This is a genomic window from Thioclava sp. F36-6, from assembly GCF_002020305.1.
In the GTDB taxonomy this organism is placed as follows: domain Bacteria; phylum Pseudomonadota; class Alphaproteobacteria; order Rhodobacterales; family Rhodobacteraceae; genus Thioclava; species Thioclava sediminum.
The window spans coordinates 219,316-236,003 of record NZ_MPZX01000004.1 but is presented as its reverse complement, the minus strand read 5'-3'; the positions used below and the strand labels follow the sequence as shown (position 1 = coordinate 236,003).

Annotated in this window: 18 protein-coding genes; 12 read left to right on the top strand and 6 right to left on the bottom strand. The window is 63.0% G+C overall.

The genetic code is table 11. From position 1 onward, the window contains the following. The first annotated feature begins 21 nt into the window (after positions 1–21). From BMI88_RS18360 to BMI88_RS18305, 12 genes are all read left to right on the top strand, one after another. The gene (locus BMI88_RS18360; protein ID WP_078550973.1) at positions 22–876 is read left to right on the top strand and encodes an ABC transporter permease subunit; all 855 of its coding nucleotides are present in this window, start codon (positions 22–24) and stop codon (positions 874–876) included. Next, positions 873–1,661 (top strand): ABC transporter permease, encoded by a 789-nt coding sequence (locus BMI88_RS18355; protein ID WP_078541553.1) that lies wholly within the window; start codon positions 873–875, stop codon positions 1,659–1,661. Before BMI88_RS18360 ends, BMI88_RS18355 begins: the two co-directional genes overlap by 4 nt. Positions 1,662–1,664: 3 nt before the next feature. After that, positions 1,665–2,723 carry an ABC transporter ATP-binding protein gene (locus tag BMI88_RS18350; RefSeq protein ID WP_078550972.1) on the top strand — a complete coding sequence of 353 codons (1,059 nt, stop codon included), beginning with the start codon at positions 1,665–1,667 and terminating at the stop codon, positions 2,721–2,723. Between the two features lie 110 nt (positions 2,724–2,833). Then, a complete protein-coding gene (locus BMI88_RS18345; RefSeq protein WP_078550971.1) occupies positions 2,834–3,577 on the top strand; it encodes a hypothetical protein in 744 nt (247 codons plus the stop codon). 74 nt (positions 3,578–3,651) lie between these two features. Beyond that, a complete protein-coding gene (locus BMI88_RS18340) occupies positions 3,652–4,293 on the top strand; it encodes a DedA family protein (protein ID WP_078550970.1) in 642 nt (213 codons plus the stop codon). A 105-nt stretch (positions 4,294–4,398) separates the two neighbouring features. Continuing rightward, positions 4,399–5,013 carry a ribonuclease D gene (locus BMI88_RS18335; RefSeq protein WP_078550969.1) on the top strand — a complete coding sequence of 205 codons (615 nt, stop codon included), beginning with the start codon at positions 4,399–4,401 and terminating at the stop codon, positions 5,011–5,013. Further along, positions 4,994–5,950, top strand: coding sequence for a KpsF/GutQ family sugar-phosphate isomerase (locus BMI88_RS18330; RefSeq protein WP_078550968.1), 957 nt, complete (start codon positions 4,994–4,996; stop codon positions 5,948–5,950). Before BMI88_RS18335 ends, BMI88_RS18330 begins: the two co-directional genes overlap by 20 nt. Continuing rightward, a complete protein-coding gene (gene lptC / locus BMI88_RS18325) occupies positions 5,950–6,552 on the top strand; it encodes an LPS export ABC transporter periplasmic protein LptC (RefSeq protein ID WP_143594779.1) in 603 nt (200 codons plus the stop codon). The genes BMI88_RS18330 and lptC overlap by 1 nt, the downstream gene beginning before the upstream one ends. A gap of 8 nt (positions 6,553–6,560) precedes the next feature. Then, positions 6,561–7,052: a lipopolysaccharide transport periplasmic protein LptA gene (lptA, locus tag BMI88_RS18320; RefSeq protein WP_078541559.1), complete on the top strand. Its 492-nt coding sequence runs from the start codon at positions 6,561–6,563 to the stop codon at positions 7,050–7,052. Next, positions 7,052–7,828: an LPS export ABC transporter ATP-binding protein gene (lptB, locus tag BMI88_RS18315; RefSeq protein ID WP_078550967.1), complete on the top strand. Its 777-nt coding sequence runs from the start codon at positions 7,052–7,054 to the stop codon at positions 7,826–7,828. The genes lptA and lptB overlap by 1 nt, the downstream gene beginning before the upstream one ends. Before the next feature lie 297 nt (positions 7,829–8,125). Further along, complete coding sequence (raiA, locus tag BMI88_RS18310) at positions 8,126–8,701, top strand: ribosome-associated translation inhibitor RaiA (RefSeq protein ID WP_078522191.1); 576 nt, start codon at positions 8,126–8,128, stop codon at positions 8,699–8,701. A gap of 33 nt (positions 8,702–8,734) precedes the next feature. Then, positions 8,735–9,199 (top strand): PTS sugar transporter subunit IIA, encoded by a 465-nt coding sequence (locus BMI88_RS18305; RefSeq protein ID WP_075775186.1) that lies wholly within the window; start codon positions 8,735–8,737, stop codon positions 9,197–9,199. A gap of 66 nt (positions 9,200–9,265) precedes the next feature. On the opposite strand, the gene BMI88_RS18300 is transcribed toward BMI88_RS18305, so the two are convergent. From BMI88_RS18300 to galU, 6 genes are all read right to left on the bottom strand, one after another. Next, positions 9,266–10,657, bottom strand: a complete 1,392-nt coding sequence (locus BMI88_RS18300) for a nodulation protein NodH (protein WP_078550966.1) — start codon at positions 10,655–10,657, stop codon at positions 9,266–9,268. A 3-nt stretch (positions 10,658–10,660) separates the two neighbouring features. Continuing rightward, a complete protein-coding gene (locus BMI88_RS18295) occupies positions 10,661–12,361 on the bottom strand; it encodes a beta-1,6-N-acetylglucosaminyltransferase (RefSeq protein WP_078541563.1) in 1,701 nt (566 codons plus the stop codon). A gap of 13 nt (positions 12,362–12,374) precedes the next feature. After that, complete coding sequence (locus tag BMI88_RS18290; protein WP_078550965.1) at positions 12,375–13,385, bottom strand: glycosyltransferase family 2 protein; 1,011 nt, start codon at positions 13,383–13,385, stop codon at positions 12,375–12,377. A gap of 212 nt (positions 13,386–13,597) precedes the next feature. Further along, entirely contained in the window at positions 13,598–14,620 is a 1,023-nt protein-coding gene (locus BMI88_RS18285) for a glycosyltransferase family 2 protein (protein ID WP_078550964.1), read from the bottom strand. Positions 14,621–14,645: 25 nt separating this feature from the next. After that, a complete protein-coding gene (gene galE, locus BMI88_RS18280; protein ID WP_078550963.1) occupies positions 14,646–15,632 on the bottom strand; it encodes a UDP-glucose 4-epimerase GalE in 987 nt (328 codons plus the stop codon). A gap of 3 nt (positions 15,633–15,635) precedes the next feature. Beyond that, positions 15,636–16,529 (bottom strand): UTP--glucose-1-phosphate uridylyltransferase GalU, encoded by an 894-nt coding sequence (galU, locus tag BMI88_RS18275; RefSeq protein WP_078522198.1) that lies wholly within the window; start codon positions 16,527–16,529, stop codon positions 15,636–15,638. Positions 16,530–16,688: the final 159 nt, after the last annotated feature.

The window sequence follows — 16,688 nt, the reverse complement described above, 5'->3', positions numbered from 1 at the left end:
AATTCTGCAAAGCGAGGCCCGATGCAAAGCCGCAAGCTGCCGCTGACTTGGGTGGGGATGGTTCCCTTCACGCTCTTCGCGCTTTTGTTCCTGATCGCCCCGACGATGTATATCGTGGTGGGCGCGTTTAGGACGAGTGACGGGGGCTTCACGCTGTCGAACCTCGTGAACCTGTTTCAACCGACGATCCTCGCGAGCTACTGGATCTCGATCAAGATCAGCCTCGCCACCGCGCTTGTAGGCTGCCTGATCGGCTTCGCGCTGGCCGCCGCCGTGACGCTGGGCGGCCTGCCGAACTGGCTGCGCGGTCCGGTGATGACCTTCTCGGGCGTGGCCTCCAACTTCGCAGGCGTGCCGCTGGCGTTTGCCTTCCTTGCGACGCTGGGACGTCTGGGCCTCGTGACCGTGCTGCTGAAGTCGTGGTTCGGCTTCAACATCTACACGCATGGCTTCAACCTGCTGAGCTTCTTCGGCCTGACGCTGACCTATCTGTTCTTCCAGATCCCGCTGATGGTGCTGATCATCACCCCCGCGCTGGACGGTCTGAAGCGCGAATGGAAAGAGGCGGCGAGCATCCTCGGCGCGACCGGCTTCCAGTATTGGCGCATCGTCGCGCTGCCGATCCTCTGGCCGTCGCTGCTGGGCACGCTGGCGCTGCTGTTCGCCAATAGCTTCGGCGCGGTGGCGACGGCCTATGCGCTGACCGGCTCGTCGATGTCGATCGTGCCGATCATGCTTTACGCGCAAATCCGCGGCGATGTGCTGCAGGACCCGCATCTGGGCTACGCGCTGGCCTTCGGGATGATCGTCATCACCGGCCTCGCCAACCTCGCCTATGTCTGGCTCCGCGTACGCTCCGAAAGGTGGATGCGATGAAATCCAAGAAACTCTGGTCCTGGCTCGCGCTGGCTTTCGGGGCGCTTTATTTCGCGCTGCCGCTGCTCGGCACGCTGGAATTCTCGCTGCGCGCGCGGCGCGGGGTCTATTCGCTCGACGCTTACCGCTCGGTGCTCGCCGATCCGCAATTCCGCGAAACCTTCAGCTACTCCGTCGTGATGGCGATCTTTACGATCCTCGTGGGCGCGCTGATCGTGGTGCCGACCGCCTATTGGGTGCGTCTCAAGCTGCCGCATTGGCGCCCGGTGGTGGAGTTCATCACGCTCCTGCCGCTGGTGATCCCGCCGATCGTGATCGTCTTCGGCTATATCCGGCTCTATAACACCTCGTCGATCCTGCCGCTGACCGGCACGACGACGGGCACTAACCTTCTGCTGATGCTGGGCTATGCCACGCTCTCGCTGCCTTACATGTATCGTGCGGTCGATACCGGACTGCGCACCATCGATGTCGGGACGCTGACCGAAGCCGCGCAGAGCCTCGGCGCCGGGTGGAGCACGATCCTCGCCCGCGTCATCCTGCCGAACGTGCTGGTCGCGGTGCTCTCGGGCGCCTTCATCACCTTCGCCATCGTCATCGGCGAGTTCGTCCTCGCCTCGCTCCTCAACCGGCCGGCATTCGGCCCCTACATGCAGCTGACCGGCGCGAACAAGGCTTACGAGCCTGCCGCGCTTGCGGTGATCGCCTTCTCGATCACCTGGATCTGCATGGGGCTGATCCAACTCGTCACCCGGTTTTCCAAACATACGAACGCAAAGCGGTAACCCATGGCCTCTCTCGAGATCGAACATCTGGAAAAATCCTTCGGCGCGAACCGCGTGGTGAAGGATTTCAACCTCTCCATCGAAGAGGGCGAATTTATCTCGCTGCTCGGCCCGTCGGGCTGCGGCAAGACGACGGTGCTGCGGATGGTGGCAGGCTTCGAGAGCCCTTCGGGCGGAGCGATCCGCATCGGTGGGCAGGACGTCACGCATCTGGGGGCGAACCAGCGCAATATCGGCATGGTGTTTCAGGCCTATGCGCTGTTTCCCAACCTGACGGTCGCGCAGAACGTGGGCTTCGGGCTGCGCGTGGCGAAACGTCCGCGCGCCGAGATCAAGGCCCGTGTGGCCGAGATGCTGGAGCTGATCGGTCTGCCCGATCTGGGCAACCGCTATCCGTTCCAGCTGTCGGGCGGGCAACAGCAGCGTGTGGCGCTGGCGCGCGCGCTCGCGATCCAGCCGCGCGTGCTGCTGCTCGACGAGCCGCTTTCCGCGCTTGATGCGAAGATCCGCGTCTCCTTGCGCGAAGAAATCCGCGATATTCAGCGCCGCCTCGGCATCACCACGATCTTCGTGACGCACGATCAGGAAGAGGCGCTGTCGATCTCGGATCGGGTGGTGGTGATGAATGGCGGTGTGGCCGAGCAGATCGGTGCGCCTTTCGAGATCTACAACCAGCCGAAGACCCGTTTCGTCGCGCAATTCGTGGGCACGCTGAACGCGCTCGAGGCCGAAGTGGCCGATCCGGCGCGCGGCGCCCTGCGCGTCGGCAATACCGAGGTTATCCTCTCCGAACCCGTCACCGCGGGCCAAGGCACTCCGGTCACGCTGGCCGCGCGGCCCGAAGTTCTGGCGCTGGGCCGCCGCGAGGGCAATGACACAGTGTTCACGGGGCGGATCGTCGAGACGCATTTCCTCGGCTCGATCCTGCGGGTGCGAATGGAAGTGGAAGGGCAGCTTATCGCGCTCGACACGTTCAACCGCCCCGGCAATCCGCCGCCCAAGGTCGGCACCGAGGCCGAGGTCAGCGTGGCGAGCCGCGATTTGCTCGTTCTGGCCGACTGACGACGCGAAAACGGGCCCGCACCCCTCTTTTCTCCGGGTTTTCGGACCCGGAGCCCCTTCTGCTGCGTTGCCGATGAAAGCTTACACGCGACCGTTGCAGAAGGATGAAAATGGAGTGGCTCGTCGATCATAATCAGGTGGTGAGTATTGCGGTGCAGATCGTCACCGCGCTCGTCTGGATTATCTATCTGCAACTTCTGCTGCAGAATTTCCGGCGGGAGCGTCGCTCGAAACTGCTGCTTACCCGGGTCGCGGGCGGCCATGAGCGCGGGCATCTGATGCTCGGCAATATGGGCGCCGAGCCGATTTTCGTGAAAGCCCTTCTGGCCGATCTCGTGATCGACGGGAAAACCTATCACTCGATCGCCAGCGATTCCGGCGGGTTTGCTCCGTTCGCGGATTCCGGCCCCAACGAGTCGATCAAGGGCCCGCTGAAAACCGCGGATTATCGCGATCTCGGCCGCATCTCCGATCTTGTGGACGTCGCGCTGGACTTCTCGAGCTTGCCCGACGACGCAAAAGAGGTGGAGTCGGTGGTTTTCACCGTTCTCGCGGAAAGCAGTCGCGACAATATCCTGACCGCCGGGCGGCTCTGTTTCGATGTCTATCACGCCGGGGAGCATCAGCGCTTCTTGCCGCAGACCTCTTCGACGGTGCAGCTGCGCAGTTTCCGCAAGCGTCGGGAATTGGCGTCGCGGCTGGAGGAAATGCTGGAGCAGGAGGCGCGTGCCTTCCTGACCAGCGAGGACGGCGAGCGTCGAGCACGGGGCGCAGAGCTGAAACTGCTCCGACAGCGGCAACAACAACGCCGGCAGGATCAGCAGACGGGCTCTCCGCAGGAGGCCGCCGAATGAAGCACCGCGGGAACTTCAGCTAATTCAACCGACCATGGCGCGCCGTTCCGGCTTGAGGCGCCAAAGGAGAAAACATGTTCAACTGGATCACCGGCGTCATCGCGTCCTTCGGCTATTTCGGTATCGCGGGCCTGATGTTGCTGGAGAACGTGTTCCCGCCGATTCCGTCCGAGCTGATCATGCCACTCGCAGGCTATATGGCGGCGCAGGGGAAATTCTCGCTGATCGGGCTGATCGTCGCGGGCACCATCGGTTCGGTGCTGGGCGCGCTCCTTTGGTACTGGATCGGCCTCAAGATCGGGATCAAGCGCCTGTGCCACCTGTCGAGCCGCCATGGCCGCTGGATCGGCATCACCCCGCGCGACATTACCCGGACCAAGAAATGGTTCGACAAGCACGGCTGGGTGGGCGTGTTCTTCGGGCGCATGCTTCCCGGCGTCCGCACGCTGATCTCGGTGCCGGCGGGCATGGCGCGGATGCCCTTCGTCCCGTTCCTTGCCTACACGACGCTGGGCAGCGCGCTCTGGACCGCCTTGCTGACCGTCGCGGGCTATCTGCTCGGGAAGCAGTACAGCGAAGTCGCAAGCTGGGTGAACCCGGTCTCGACCGGCGTGATCGTGGTGCTCGTCCTGCTCTACGCCTATCGGGTGATTACCTGGAAGCCGCTGAGAGATGACGACGAACCCAGCGGCGCCACGCCCGCGCGCGAGAGCTGAACTGCTGAGCACAAGCGACACCTAAGCCGGGTTTTGCCATCTCGCGTTGGCAAGAACGCGGCAAAAGGCTTATATGCCCGGCAAGACGTTAAAGAAGGACACGCCGTGGCAATCCACCTGCATCAAAACGACCTTCCCGACGGGCTCGATCTCGGTCCCGTCGTAGCCATCGACTCCGAGACGATGGGCCTCGACCCGCGCCGCGACCGGCTCTGCCTCGTGCAGCTTTCGGCGGGCGACGGCGACGCGCATCTGGTGAAGATCGCCCAAGGTCAGACCGAAGCGCCGAACCTGTGCCGCATGCTGGCCGACCCGTCGGTGGAGAAGCTGTTCCACTTCGCGCGCTTCGACGTCGCCGCGCTCTACAATGCGTTCGGGGTGGAGACGAAGCCGGTCTTCTGCACCAAGATCGCCTCGAAGATGGTGCGCACCTTCACAGATCGCCACGGGCTGAAAGTGCTGGTGCAGGAGCTTGTCGGCGTCGACATTTCCAAGCAGCAGCAAAGCTCGGACTGGGGCGCGGCGGAGCTGACCGACGCGCAGATGGAATATGCGGCCTCCGACGTGCTCTACCTGCACCAGATCAAGGCCGAACTCGTGGCACGGCTCGAGCGCGAGAACCGGCTCGGACTGGCGCAGGCCTGTTTCGATTTCCTGCCGGCGCGTGCGAAGCTCGATCTGCTGGGCTGGGATGAACCCAATGACATCTTCCACCACTGATTATTCCGACATCGCCCGTCGCGTGATCGGCATCGAGGTCGCCGGGCTGGAAGCCTTGGCGGCGAGCCTCGATGGCGAGTTTTCGCGCGCGGTGGCGATGATCCTCAAGACCGAGGGGCGTGTGATCGTCTCCGGCATGGGGAAATCGGGCCATATCGGGCGCAAGATCGCGGCGACGCTGGCCTCGACCGGGACGCCTGCGCATTTCGTGCATCCGGCGGAGGCGAGCCACGGTGATCTGGGCATGGTCACCCGGCACGATCTGGCGATGGTTCTGTCGAATTCCGGGGAGACGCCGGAGCTGGCCGATCTGATCGCCCATACGCGGCGCTTTCAGATCCCGCTGATCGGTGTCGCGAGCCGCCCGGACTCGACCCTGCTGCGGCAGGCCGATCTGGCGCTGGTGCTGCCCAAGGCGGAGGAAGCCTGCGGCACGGGCGTGGTACCCACCACCTCGACGACGATGACGCTCGCGCTGGGCGATGCGTTGGCCGTCGCGCTGATGGAGCATCGCGAATTCACCGCCGAGCATTTCCGCACCTTCCATCCGGGCGGAAAGCTGGGCGCGCGTCTGTCGAAAGTCTCCGACCTGATGCATCGCGATATGCCGCTGGTGGCGGAAGACACGCCGATGCCCGATGCGCTCTTGATGATGAGCCAGAAGGGTTTCGGCGTGGTCGGCGTCACCGATGAGGCGGGCCGTCTGACCGGGATCGTCACCGACGGCGATTTGCGGCGTCATATGCAGGGTCTTCTGGAGCACAAGGTCTCCGAGGTGATGACCGCCAATCCGCGCACCATCGCGCCCGGACAATTGGCCGAGGCCGCCGTGGCGCAGATGAACGAGCGCAAGATCACCGCGCTTTTCGTGGTCGAAGACGAAAAGCCCGTGGGCTTCCTGCAGATCCACGACTGCCTGAGGGCCGGGATCGTTTGATGATGTACGACAACAGCCATACACGACTGGTGACCTGGGCGAAGATCGTCCTGCCGCTGCTCGCGCTGGCGCTGTTGTCGACGATCTTTCTCGTCTCGCGCCGGATCGATCCGAGCGCCGCGATTCCCTATGCCAAGGTCGATGTCGAGAAACTCGCGCGCGAAAATGCGGTCACCCGGCCCGAATATTCTGGCGTGACCGATACCGGCGCGACGCTCTCGGTGACCGCAGCAATGGCCCGCACCCAGCCCTCGCAGGATCAGGGTGCTAGTGCCGATCAGGTCGCGGCAAAGCTGACCGCGCCCGATGGCCATGTGACCGATCTGAGCGCGAATGAGGGTCTATTCCAGCCCAATTCGAACCGGATCGACCTGACCGGCAAAGTCGCGATGCAGACCTCCGATGGCTACCGGGTGAACTCCGACAAGGTCGAGTTGCAGACCGATAGCAGTATCCTGACCTCGCCCGGCCCGATCCATGGAACGTCCCCTTTCGGAACGCTCGATGCGGGCTATATGCAGATGGTCCCGACGGCGGATGGCAGCAGTCACGATCTTGTTTTCAAACAGGGTGTGAAGCTGGTATATCAGCCGCAACAATGAGGGTGTGGATGTTTCGAGCGCGTTTTTTCACCGCCTGTGCGATGGCGGTTTCGTTCCCGGTTCTCGTGATGGCGCAAAGCGTCGATTTCGGCGGGCTGCGCGCCGACAAGACGGCCCCGGTCGAAGTCACGGCCGACTCGCTCAACGTCAATCAGGAAAGCGGGCAGGCGGTGTTCTCCGGCAATGTGGAGGTCACGCAGGGCGACATGCACATGAAAGCCGCCGAGCTTGAGGTGTTCTACGCCAGTGACAAGCGCTCCGAGATCACGAAGCTGCACGCGACGGGCGGCGTCACGCTGGTTTCGCCCACTGAGGCGGCGGAGGCCGAGGAAGCCGTCTATGACGTGAAAGCGGGCACCGTCGTGATGACCGGCAATGTGCTGCTGACCCAAGGCGACAATGTGATGTCGGGCAACAAGCTCAACGTCGATCTGAGCACCGGCGCCGGCACGATGGACGGGCGTGTGCGCACGCTTCTGAAGCCCGCCGGGAGCAAGTGATGACCGAGGATGCCGTCAAAAGCGACGCCGGGCTCGCCCCGGTCGCGGGCCAGGGCGGTTTGCAGGTCCGGGGTCTGCGCAAGAGCTACAAGCGCCGCCCCGTGATTCGCGACGTCTCGCTCGACCTGTCGCGCGGCGAGGTCGTGGCGCTTCTCGGGCCGAACGGGTCGGGCAAAACTACCTGTTTTTACAATATCGCCGGTCTGATCCGACCCGATGCGGGCGAGGTTCTGATCGACGGGCGCGATGTGACGGGCCTGCCGATGTATCGCCGCGCGCGGCTCGGGATCGGCTATCTGCCGCAGGAAGCCTCGATTTTCCGGGGTCTCTCGGTCGAAGAGAACATCATGGCGGTGCTGGAAGTGGCGGAGTCCGATCCGCACACCCGTCGCGAACGGCTGGAAGAACTTCTGGGCGATTTCTCGATCGGCCACCTGCGTCACGCGCCCGCTTTGGCGCTGTCGGGGGGCGAACGCCGGCGCTGCGAAATCGCACGCTGTCTGGCCGCCGATCCGAAATATCTGTTGCTGGACGAACCCTTCGCGGGCGTCGATCCGATCGCCGTGTCGGAGATTCGCGCGCTCGTCGCACAGCTGAAAGATCGGGGTATCGGGGTTTTGATCACCGATCACAATGTGCGCGAAACGCTCGAGATCGTGGATCGTGCCTACATTCTGCATGACGGCACGGTGCTGATGTCGGGCACCGCGGAAGAGGTTGTGCAGGACGAAAACGTGCGCCGCGTCTATCTCGGCCAGCACTTCCGCATCCTCTGATCGTGATCCGCGGATCCCTGCCGGGCGCCTCCGCCTACCGGCAGTTTTGCACTGCAGCGAGGGAGACCCGTTGACACCCCCCACGATCCATCCCCAAATACATAAGAGATGCGTAATGTTCGCCCCCACTCCCCGGGCGCGCTTGCGGCTCCCGAAAGGGGTCCGGCGCGCGGAAGGTCCCCGAAAGAGGGCCCGGGCGAATTCAGACTCAACGCGACTTTTCAAGAGATTAACCGGCCCGAAATACCTCAGCCCAAAGGTTGGGGTCACTGGCCCAATGCGTGAAGGAGGAAATCCATGCGTTACCAAATCACCGGCAAACAAATCGATGTCGGAGAGGCCCTGCAATCTCACGTCAAGTCGGAGTTGGGCGAGGTCGCCGAGAAATACATGCAGCGTCCCACCGACGCGCAGATCACCTTCTCGCGCGATGCGCATGAGTTTATTTGCGAGGCGACGGTGCACCTGTCGACCGGGCTCACCGCTTCGGCCAAGGGTCATGCCACGGAAATCTATGCGGCCTTCGATGCGGCGCGCGAAAAGATGGACAAGCAACTGCGGCGTCACAAGCGCAGATTGAAAGATCATCACCGCGACCGTGCTGAACCAGTTGAATTCGAAGCTGCAGGTCTATATGTGCTCGCCTCGGAAGAGGATGACGATACCGGCGAGACGCACGAAGGTGCTCCGATGATCGTAGCCGAGATGGAAACCAAGGTTCCCACTCTCTCGGTCGGTGAAGCGGTCATGCAGATGGAGCTGTCTGATGCGTCGCTACTCGTCTTCCGCAACGAGAAACATGGCGGGGTCAACGTCGTTCATCGGCGTGAAGACGGCAATGTCGGCTGGATCGACCCGCGCAACAGCAAATGAGCGGCCCGGAACGGGCGCGGAGTAGACGAGTTCATGGACCTATCTAAACTTCTCGTGCCTGGCGCGGTCAAAGTGCTGTCGAATGTCACGAGCAAGAAACGCCTGTTTCAGGATCTCGGTGATATCGCGGCGGCGTGCTACAAGATCGACGCCTCGGAAACCGTCGATGCGCTGCAGGAGCGTGAAAGCCTCGGGCCGACCGGTGTCGGTCATGGCGTTGCGCTTCCGCATGCGCGGCTCGACGGGCTGAGCGAAGTCGTGGGTGTCTTCCTGCGTCTGGAAAAGCCGCTCGATTTCGACGCGGTGGACCGGCTGCCGGTCGATCTGGTCTTCGCGCTCTTCGCGCCGAAGGATTCCGGGGTCGAGCATCTCAAGGCGCTGGCCCTCGTGTCGCGCACGATGCGCGATCCGGAAACCTGCGAGAAGCTGCGGGCGAATACCGATCCGTCGACGCTGCACGCGGTGCTGACCGAGGCGCAGAGCCGTCAGGCGGCCTGAACCGGTCTCGAATGAAAATCGAAAAGCGCGTCGGTCTGCCCGGCGCGCTTTTTTCATGGGGCAGGCTCAGTCGCGCCAGTTGCCGAAGCCGAACTGCATCATGTCGCGCGTATAGGTCTCGCGCGCGGCGGCCTCGAGGTCGGGCGTCCAGATATCGGCGAGCTTGATCGGCGCGGTGTCGGTCTCGCCGGGCGCGAAGGCAGGGGCCTCCACCCCGGCCATGTTGGCGAGATAGGCGAAATCCTCCGCCATCCGCTCCTCGCGCACCAGAAGGTCGGGCAGGGCGAACTGGCCGATCCCCTGAAGCGCCGCGGATTGCGTGGCCCAAAGCGTATTCACCGGCAGGCTCGTCTGGTTCGCGAGATTGGATTTGAGCCAGCCCAAGAACACGATCAGCGCCTCGGTATAATCGGCGGGCGCGATGCTCTCGCCTTCCTTCGGGATCGGCAGCTTGTAGCTTTGACGCAGGACGGCGCGGGTCTCGTCCATAGTGTCCCAGTTGAGCACCGCGTTGAACGCCAGATGCGCGCGCATCAGCGGGTGGCGCAACACGGTGAAGCTGCGATGGCCGGGATGGCGACGCTTCCACTGGCGCAGGGTCTTCTGGCTGAACCCTTCGACCAGTTCGCCGGTCGCCGCCAGCCAGTCGCGGATCGGCGCATCCATCGCGGGCCGGAGCGGCATATAAAGCAACCCCGCCTCGCTCGCGATGAAGCCGGGGACGCCGGGGCCGCGGCGGGGCTCGAAATTCGGGGTTTTCGACAGGTTGAACCGGTCGAGCCGCGCCAGCGACGCTTCCATCCCCGGGAAATTCGCGACCTTCGTCTCCAGCGGCTCGGGGTTCTGCACTTTCAGGCTCTCGGGCAACTGTTTCAGCCGCCCCGCGACGCCCAGCCAATTCGCCAGACCGTTGAGCACCTCGACCGACTGCGCATCCTCGTAATCGATATAGAAGGCCGTCTGCCCAGAGCGCTGCAGCGCGTTTTGCAGCGTCACCTGAAAATCCTGCAGCCCTTCCAGATGGGCCTCGAACTCCTCGGCATCGAAGCGCGCCTTGGTGGCCTTGCGGTGCTTCGCATCGCCCAGCTTCCACTGGCCGGTGGCGCGCGCGATCATCAGGCTGACATAGCTCTCGATCGGATTGCGGGTCAGCACGATCTTCGCGCATTTCGGGTCGTTCACGAAGACGGCGAGCATCCGCGGGTCGTGATCGTGGAAATAGCGGCAGCCGTTCAGCCCGTCCTGCGATTTGATCGCGCCCCACAGCGCCAGCGGATCGTCATCGCGCTGCGCCTTGGTGACGCCCACCAGCTCCTTGCGGTTGGGATAGCCGATCAGCGCCGGATTGAACGCCTCGCCATGGCAGGTCACGCCGTCCAGATCGTTCAGCGCGGCTTCCACGAGGTTGGAGCCGGTGCGCATCTCGGCGAAGACGACGAAACTGTCAAATTTGGGCATGTCTTATTTCACCAGATAGGGGCGGCCGCGGCGGGTGGCGGCATCGCGCTTCCCGCTTTGCTCGAGCGGGAAATCCCCCATCACGAGCGGCTGCATCCCCTGGTTCTTGAGATTTTGCAGGAATTGGTTGAACCCCGACAGATCGACCATCTGCGGCGCCTCGGTCAGACGACGGGTGGCGCGGGGGCTGATCTCGTCGATGATGGTCTGCAGGGGCTCCATCGGGTTCTCGATGAAATCCGCGACGGTCCAGATCCGCACGCGCGCCTTCACATACATCGAGCGCAGAATCTCCAGATGCTCCAGCTCGCGCTTTTGCAGCATCGCGGCCTCGCGCCGGATCGTCGCGAAATTCTCGTTCTTGCGCGACAGCGGCAGGGCCCAGGCCCCGGTGATGACCGAAATCTGCGCATTCGGATCGGTCGCGGTGAACCAGTTATTCGCCTGATTGTCGCGCGGCGAGAACATGTAGCACTGACGTTCGCCGCGCGAGTTCCAGATCAGGTTCGTGAGAAAAGCACGCGGGTTGTAGTCGCGCAGCGCCGCGTCGTCGGTCAGGCAGCCGTTGAACATCCGCTCATTGCCCGCGAACTCGGCGCGCTCGGGGGCGTAGAGATGGCCATGCACCCGCGCGCCCACGTATTTCGCGAGCCAGCCGTCGAAATTCTCGAATAGATCCGAGAAGCCGTGGAAGATCGAATAGGGCGCCGAGGTCTTGCCGTTCTCGTGGTCCTTCTTGGGAAAACGGCTTTGCATGTAGAGGCCCGGTCGCCCGCGGGTGCGCCGCTCGATCGACTTGGAAAACAGCCGGTCGATCTTGGCCGGGTTCGGCTCCGCCATGACGGACCGCCCGGGGCTTTTGTCGAGGAAGGTCCGATAGAGCTTGTCCGCCTTGGGCCAGATTTTCCGCGCCACGAAACAGTCCGACCGCCGCAGTAGCTGCAGGTGATCGTCGTAGAAGATATGCGGCTTGCCCTGAAAATCGAACTTGGTCAGCGTCAGCGAGCGGCTCTCGATAGAGGTGGAATAGAGCCTTGCGAGGGTCTGGAAATAGCTCTCATCCGGGATCCAGACGCGCTTGAAATAGCGGTCGTAAAGCGCGCGATCGGGGTCTTCCAGAATGGCTGAAAGGGTCTGGCGCGTCAGGCACCACCATTGGCTGCCCAGATGCGGCACCAGCCCGTCGGGGATGCGCCGTTTGAAGCCCACGCGGCGTTGAAATTCGACATAGCGGTCGAACATGCGCCGCTGCTTCTTCCACGAGAAGGGAAAGCGCAGCGTGAAGCGTTCGATGTCGATCCCGCCGACGGTCCAGCCGACTTCGGTGGTGGTCACGCTCTCGATGAAATCGGTATAGGGCCGCGCGTCGAGATAGTCGGTCAGCTCGTGCAGCGGGCGCAGCGGCAGGCAGGAGCCCGACGCCAGATAGACGTGGCGCACGTCGTCATGCAGCGCCAGCATCTGCTCGGCCGCGGCTTGGCTGGCGGCAACCAGCGACCACGTGCCCCAGTCGCATTTGTAGCGCCGCGAGAAGGAGACATTCTCCAGATCGGAGAGCATCTTCTTGAAGCCGTTATAGTCATGCGCGGTCACGCGGGCATCGACATGGATCACCACGGGCGATCCGCCCTCCGACCAGAACCGCGCGACCTGCGCGGCCCGGTCGAGCGCGGTGTGGCACATCATGATGAATCCGACTGTCACGCGCCTTGTTTCCTCACGCCCAATTGCCCTTCGACATCAGCCCGAGGATCTCGAGCTGGCGCCAGTTGATATATTTCTCAGACCATTTGCACCACAAATCGGGCTCTTTTGAGATCGTGCGGGCATAGGCGTGATATTCGCGCGATCCCGCGTAATGCTGTTTGCGCTGCAATTCCTCTTCGACCTTGTCGGTCAGCGGCGAGAGGAACTTCGCATGCAGCAGGCAGCCCGAGACCATCTCGCCGCCGATCGTGTCGTATACCTGGTTCAGACCACGCGGCAGCAGCGCATGGGTCGAGGAGATATAGACGTTCCCGCGCTCCCATCTGACCAGCGGAATCTTGTTGAGCGAGGGGGCTTTCTTGGGCGCGTCGGGAAAGAAGATGCGCGCCCGGGGCCCGCCTTGAATCCACAGATTGTTGGTCTCGGGATTGGGCGAGATCATGTAGTTGCCCGCGTCGAACCAGCAAGCCAGATCGAACGGGTTCTGCCCCTCGCGATAGGGCTGCGCGTCGATCGGGCCTTTCGGATACATATCCAGCAGCATCGCCGGGAAGGACCGGATGCCATAAGTGTCGAGCCAGTCGGTCAGCGCCTGAATGGGCCGGGTATCGCAGAACGGGTAGACGAAGAACTCGTCCGGATCGAGCGTCAGCGTCCAATGCCCGGTGCCGTATTTGCGCAGCAGCCAGTTCATCCAGTCGATGCCGAAATTCGATGCCTTGTAGGAGGCCTCCGTGTGCCAGACCGAGCAGTCCTCCTGCTGGGCGAGATACTCGGCGCTGCCATCGTCGCTGCCATTGTCGACAAACAGGAAGTGCCCGACGCCCATCTCGCGGTAGTAGCGCAGGAAATAGGGCAGGCGGATGCGTTCGTTGCGGGCGGTGACGAAGACGAGGATATCCTCGGGGCGGATGTCGCCGGTGCGGTCGGAATAGAGAGAGAGTTCGCGGCTTTTGCGGAAAGCCCGAATCTGCCGAATTCTGCGTTTACGGCGCAGCCTGGCGATCTCTCTCAGTCCCAATACCCGTCCCTCTCCGACGTCGCGGTCATTTCGTGCCGCACTGGTCCCTTGCTACTCGCAGCGTAGTTCTCAAATCGTTAAAGGTCGCCCTGTTCAAATCGGCAAGTTTTCAACGGCTTATCAATATCTTCCGATACTTACCCGGTTTGCGCGCAGCTGAGAAGGCCATGCCTAACGCTTGCGTCAGCAATGTTGCCTCCAAGTCAACACGTTCACATCCAGCCGCCGCGCGACATCAGCCCCTGCGCCTCCAGTTGTCGCCAGTCGCCGAGCCGCGTCGAATGCGGCGTCCAAAGCTCCGGATCGGCGGCCAGCGCGTCGTAGTATTGGTCGAATTCCGCGGGCTGGCCGAAATGCTCGCCGCGCGATTTCTCCTCCTTCGACTTGTCCACGATCTCGTCGAGAAACTTCGTGTGCAGCAGCAGCCCCGAAATCGCCTCGCCGCCCTCCGTGTCGTAGGTCTGGTTCAGGTGGCGCGGCAGCAGCGCATGGGTCGAGTTCAGATAGGCCCATCGCCGGTGCCAGCGCACCAGCGGGATCTTCGACAGGGTCGGCGACTGGCGCGGGCTGTCGGGGAAAAACGCCCGCGCCCGTGCTCCGCCTTGGATCCACAGCGCATCTGTCCGGTCCTGCCGGGTGATCATGTAGTTCCCGGCATCGAACCAGTTCAGGATCTTGCACGGGTCCTGCCCCGCCTCGTAGCGCTGCGCGCCAAGCGGCCCTTTCGGGTAGAGGTCGAGCATCATGGCCGGGAAACTGCATTGCTCCGACCGGTCGAGCCAGTCGGTCAGCGCGGGCAGGGGGCGACTGTCGTGATAGGGATAGATCAGAAGCTCATCCGCATCGACGGTCAGGCACCAGTGATCGTGCCCGTAGCGCAGCATCAGCCACGTCACCCAATCGAGCCCGAAGCGCGACGCCCGGTAGCTGCCCGTCGTCTGCCACAGCGAGACATCGCGCGCCTCCGCCAGCAGCGCGGCGGTGCCATCCGTGCTGCCATTGTCGACGATCAGGAAGTGATCCACGCCGAGCTTGCGGTAATGCTTGAGAAAAAACGGCAGCCGCCCCGCCTCGTTGCGCATCACCGCGAAGGCGAGGATCGCGCCGGGCTTTATCTTGCCCGTGCGGTTGGTGACGGGGTCGAGCTGGTGCCGTTTGCGCAGGGCGCGCCACAGGAAATGCTTGCGCTTGAGGCGCAGCCTGTAGCCCTCCCAAAGCTCATGGCGCGATGGCATTCATTCTCCTGACCCTACCTCGGGGTCAGTATTCATACTCTGCCGCCTGATGCCAACGCCATGCATCGGAAATCATGGTGGAAAGGTCCGACCGCTTCGGCTGCCAGCCCAGCTCCTCGGTCGCCCGTTTCGAGCCCGACACCAGCGCCGCCGCATCGCCGGGACGACGGTCCCCCTCGACGATCGGCACATCGCGATTGGTCACCGCGCGCGAGGCGTCGATCACTTCGCGTACCGAGAACCCGTTGCCCGAGCCAAGGCAAAACACCCGCGACGGCTTACCGTCCTCGAGCCATTTCAGACCCAGAACATGCGCATCGACGAGATCGGAGACATGGACGTAATCGCGGATGCAGGTGCCGTCGCGCGTCGCGTAATCCGAACCGAACACGGTGAGCGCCGGGCGTTTGCCCGCGATGGCATCCAACATCAGCGGGATCAGATGCGTCTCGGGGATGTGCTGCTCGCCGACCTCGGCATCGGGATCGGCGCCCGCCACGTTGAAATAGCGGAAGATCACCGAGTTCAGCCCGTGGCTCGCGCCGAAATCGCGCAGCATGTCTTCGATGGCCCGCTTCGAGCCGCCATAGGCATTGATCGGGCGCTGCTCGGTGTCCTCGTTGAGAACGACCCCGTCCTGATCGCCATAGGTCGCGCAGGTCGAGGAGAAGACGAAGTTGCGGCAGCCCGCATCGACGGCCGCTTCAATCAAATTCAGCGCGCAATTCACGTTGGTGCGCCAGTATTTCGACGGGTTCTGCATCGACTCGCCGACAAGGCTCAGCGCCGCGAAATGCATCACCGCGATCGGCTGATATTTCGCGAAGACCTCGTCGAGGCGGGAACGATCGGCAAGATCGCCCTCCTCGGCGGGGCCGAACTTCACCGCCTCTTTCCAGCCGGTGGAGAAATTGTCGAAGCAGACCGGGACATAGCCCGCCGCGGCCAGCGCTTTGCAGGCGTGCGAGCCGATATAGCCCGCACCACCCGTTACCAACACATGTTGCTGCATCGCTTACTCAGCCGCCTGCCGCATCGCGGAAAGATCGGAGAGATATTCGCCGAACTCATCCTTCAGATCCGGGCGCTGGAGGCCGAAAGCCACCGTCGCCTGCAGGAAGCCCGCCTTCGAGCCGCAATCGTAGCGCTGCCCGTCGAAGCGATAGCCATAGACCGAGTTGCCGCCATGGATTTCCTGCGCGATCGCGTCGGTCAGCTGGATTTCACCGCCAGCACCCGCCTTGCGCGCATCGAGGTTCCACATGATGCGCGGGGTGAGGATGTAGCGACCGATCACCGCGAGGTTCGAGGGGGCATCCTCGGGCTTGGGCTTTTCGACCATGCCGTTGACCTGCAGGCGCGGACCGTCGCCCGGGGCGACATCCAGAACCCCGTAGGACGCGGTCTTGTCGGCGGGCACTTCCATCGCCGCGACATAGTTCCCGCCGGTCTCGTTATAGGCTTCCATCATCTGCTGCAGACAGGGCTTGTCGGCGGCGATGACGTCGTCGGTCAGGATCACGGCGAAGGCTTCGTCATGCACGAGACGACGCGCACACCAGACCGCGTGGCCCAGACCCAGCGGCTGGTTCTGACGGACATAGGCGATCGCGCCGCTGTCCATATTGGTCTGCTGCAGCTCGTCGAGGATTTCGGTCTTGCCCTTCTGCGCCAGCGCGCTTTCCAGTTCGGGGGCGTTGTCGAAATAATCCTCAAGTGCCGATTTGCCGCGCGAGGTGACGAAGATGAACTCCTCGATACCCGCCGCACGCGCCTCGTCGATGGCGTATTGGATAAGCGGGCGGTCCACCAACGTGAGGATCTCTTTCGGGATCGACTTCGTCGCGGGGAGGAAGCGGGTTCCGAGGCCGGCCACCGGGAAGATCGCCTTCGTCACCTTGCTTTTCATTCGTCACCTATAGGGTTGCTACGATTAAATCGTCAGAAGTTGGTTTATTGTGTCCCCAAAGCCGTGATCCAACAAGGGACCGGTTCTGGCGTTGAGCACTCCCGAAGGAAGAAATGCTGCAAATGCGAAAATTGTTTCCTGCAATGCCGTGAAAAACCG

What these genes read in the sequence shown, in the direction of transcription:
- BMI88_RS18360 (WP_078550973.1), top strand. Translation starts at nt 22, where the DNA reads ATGCAAAGCCGCAAGCTGCCGCTGACTTGGGTGGGGATGGTTCCCTTC.
- BMI88_RS18355 (WP_078541553.1), top strand. Translation starts at nt 873, where the DNA reads ATGAAATCCAAGAAACTCTGGTCCTGGCTCGCGCTGGCTTTCGGGGCG.
- BMI88_RS18350 (WP_078550972.1), top strand. Translation starts at nt 1,665, where the DNA reads ATGGCCTCTCTCGAGATCGAACATCTGGAAAAATCCTTCGGCGCGAAC.
- BMI88_RS18345 (WP_078550971.1), top strand. Translation starts at nt 2,834, where the DNA reads ATGGAGTGGCTCGTCGATCATAATCAGGTGGTGAGTATTGCGGTGCAG.
- BMI88_RS18340 (WP_078550970.1), top strand. Translation starts at nt 3,652, where the DNA reads ATGTTCAACTGGATCACCGGCGTCATCGCGTCCTTCGGCTATTTCGGT.
- BMI88_RS18330 (WP_078550968.1), top strand. Translation starts at nt 4,994, where the DNA reads ATGACATCTTCCACCACTGATTATTCCGACATCGCCCGTCGCGTGATC.
- lptC (WP_143594779.1), top strand. Translation starts at nt 5,950, where the DNA reads ATGATGTACGACAACAGCCATACACGACTGGTGACCTGGGCGAAGATC.
- lptA (WP_078541559.1), top strand. Translation starts at nt 6,561, where the DNA reads ATGTTTCGAGCGCGTTTTTTCACCGCCTGTGCGATGGCGGTTTCGTTC.
- lptB (WP_078550967.1), top strand. Translation starts at nt 7,052, where the DNA reads ATGACCGAGGATGCCGTCAAAAGCGACGCCGGGCTCGCCCCGGTCGCG.
- raiA (WP_078522191.1), top strand. Translation starts at nt 8,126, where the DNA reads ATGCGTTACCAAATCACCGGCAAACAAATCGATGTCGGAGAGGCCCTG.
- BMI88_RS18305 (WP_075775186.1), top strand. Translation starts at nt 8,735, where the DNA reads ATGGACCTATCTAAACTTCTCGTGCCTGGCGCGGTCAAAGTGCTGTCG.
- BMI88_RS18300 (WP_078550966.1), bottom strand. Translation starts at nt 10,657, where the DNA reads ATGCCCAAATTTGACAGTTTCGTCGTCTTCGCCGAGATGCGCACCGGC.
- BMI88_RS18285 (WP_078550964.1), bottom strand. Translation starts at nt 14,620, where the DNA reads ATGCCATCGCGCCATGAGCTTTGGGAGGGCTACAGGCTGCGCCTCAAG.
- galE (WP_078550963.1), bottom strand. Translation starts at nt 15,632, where the DNA reads ATGCAGCAACATGTGTTGGTAACGGGTGGTGCGGGCTATATCGGCTCG.
- galU (WP_078522198.1), bottom strand. Translation starts at nt 16,529, where the DNA reads ATGAAAAGCAAGGTGACGAAGGCGATCTTCCCGGTGGCCGGCCTCGGA.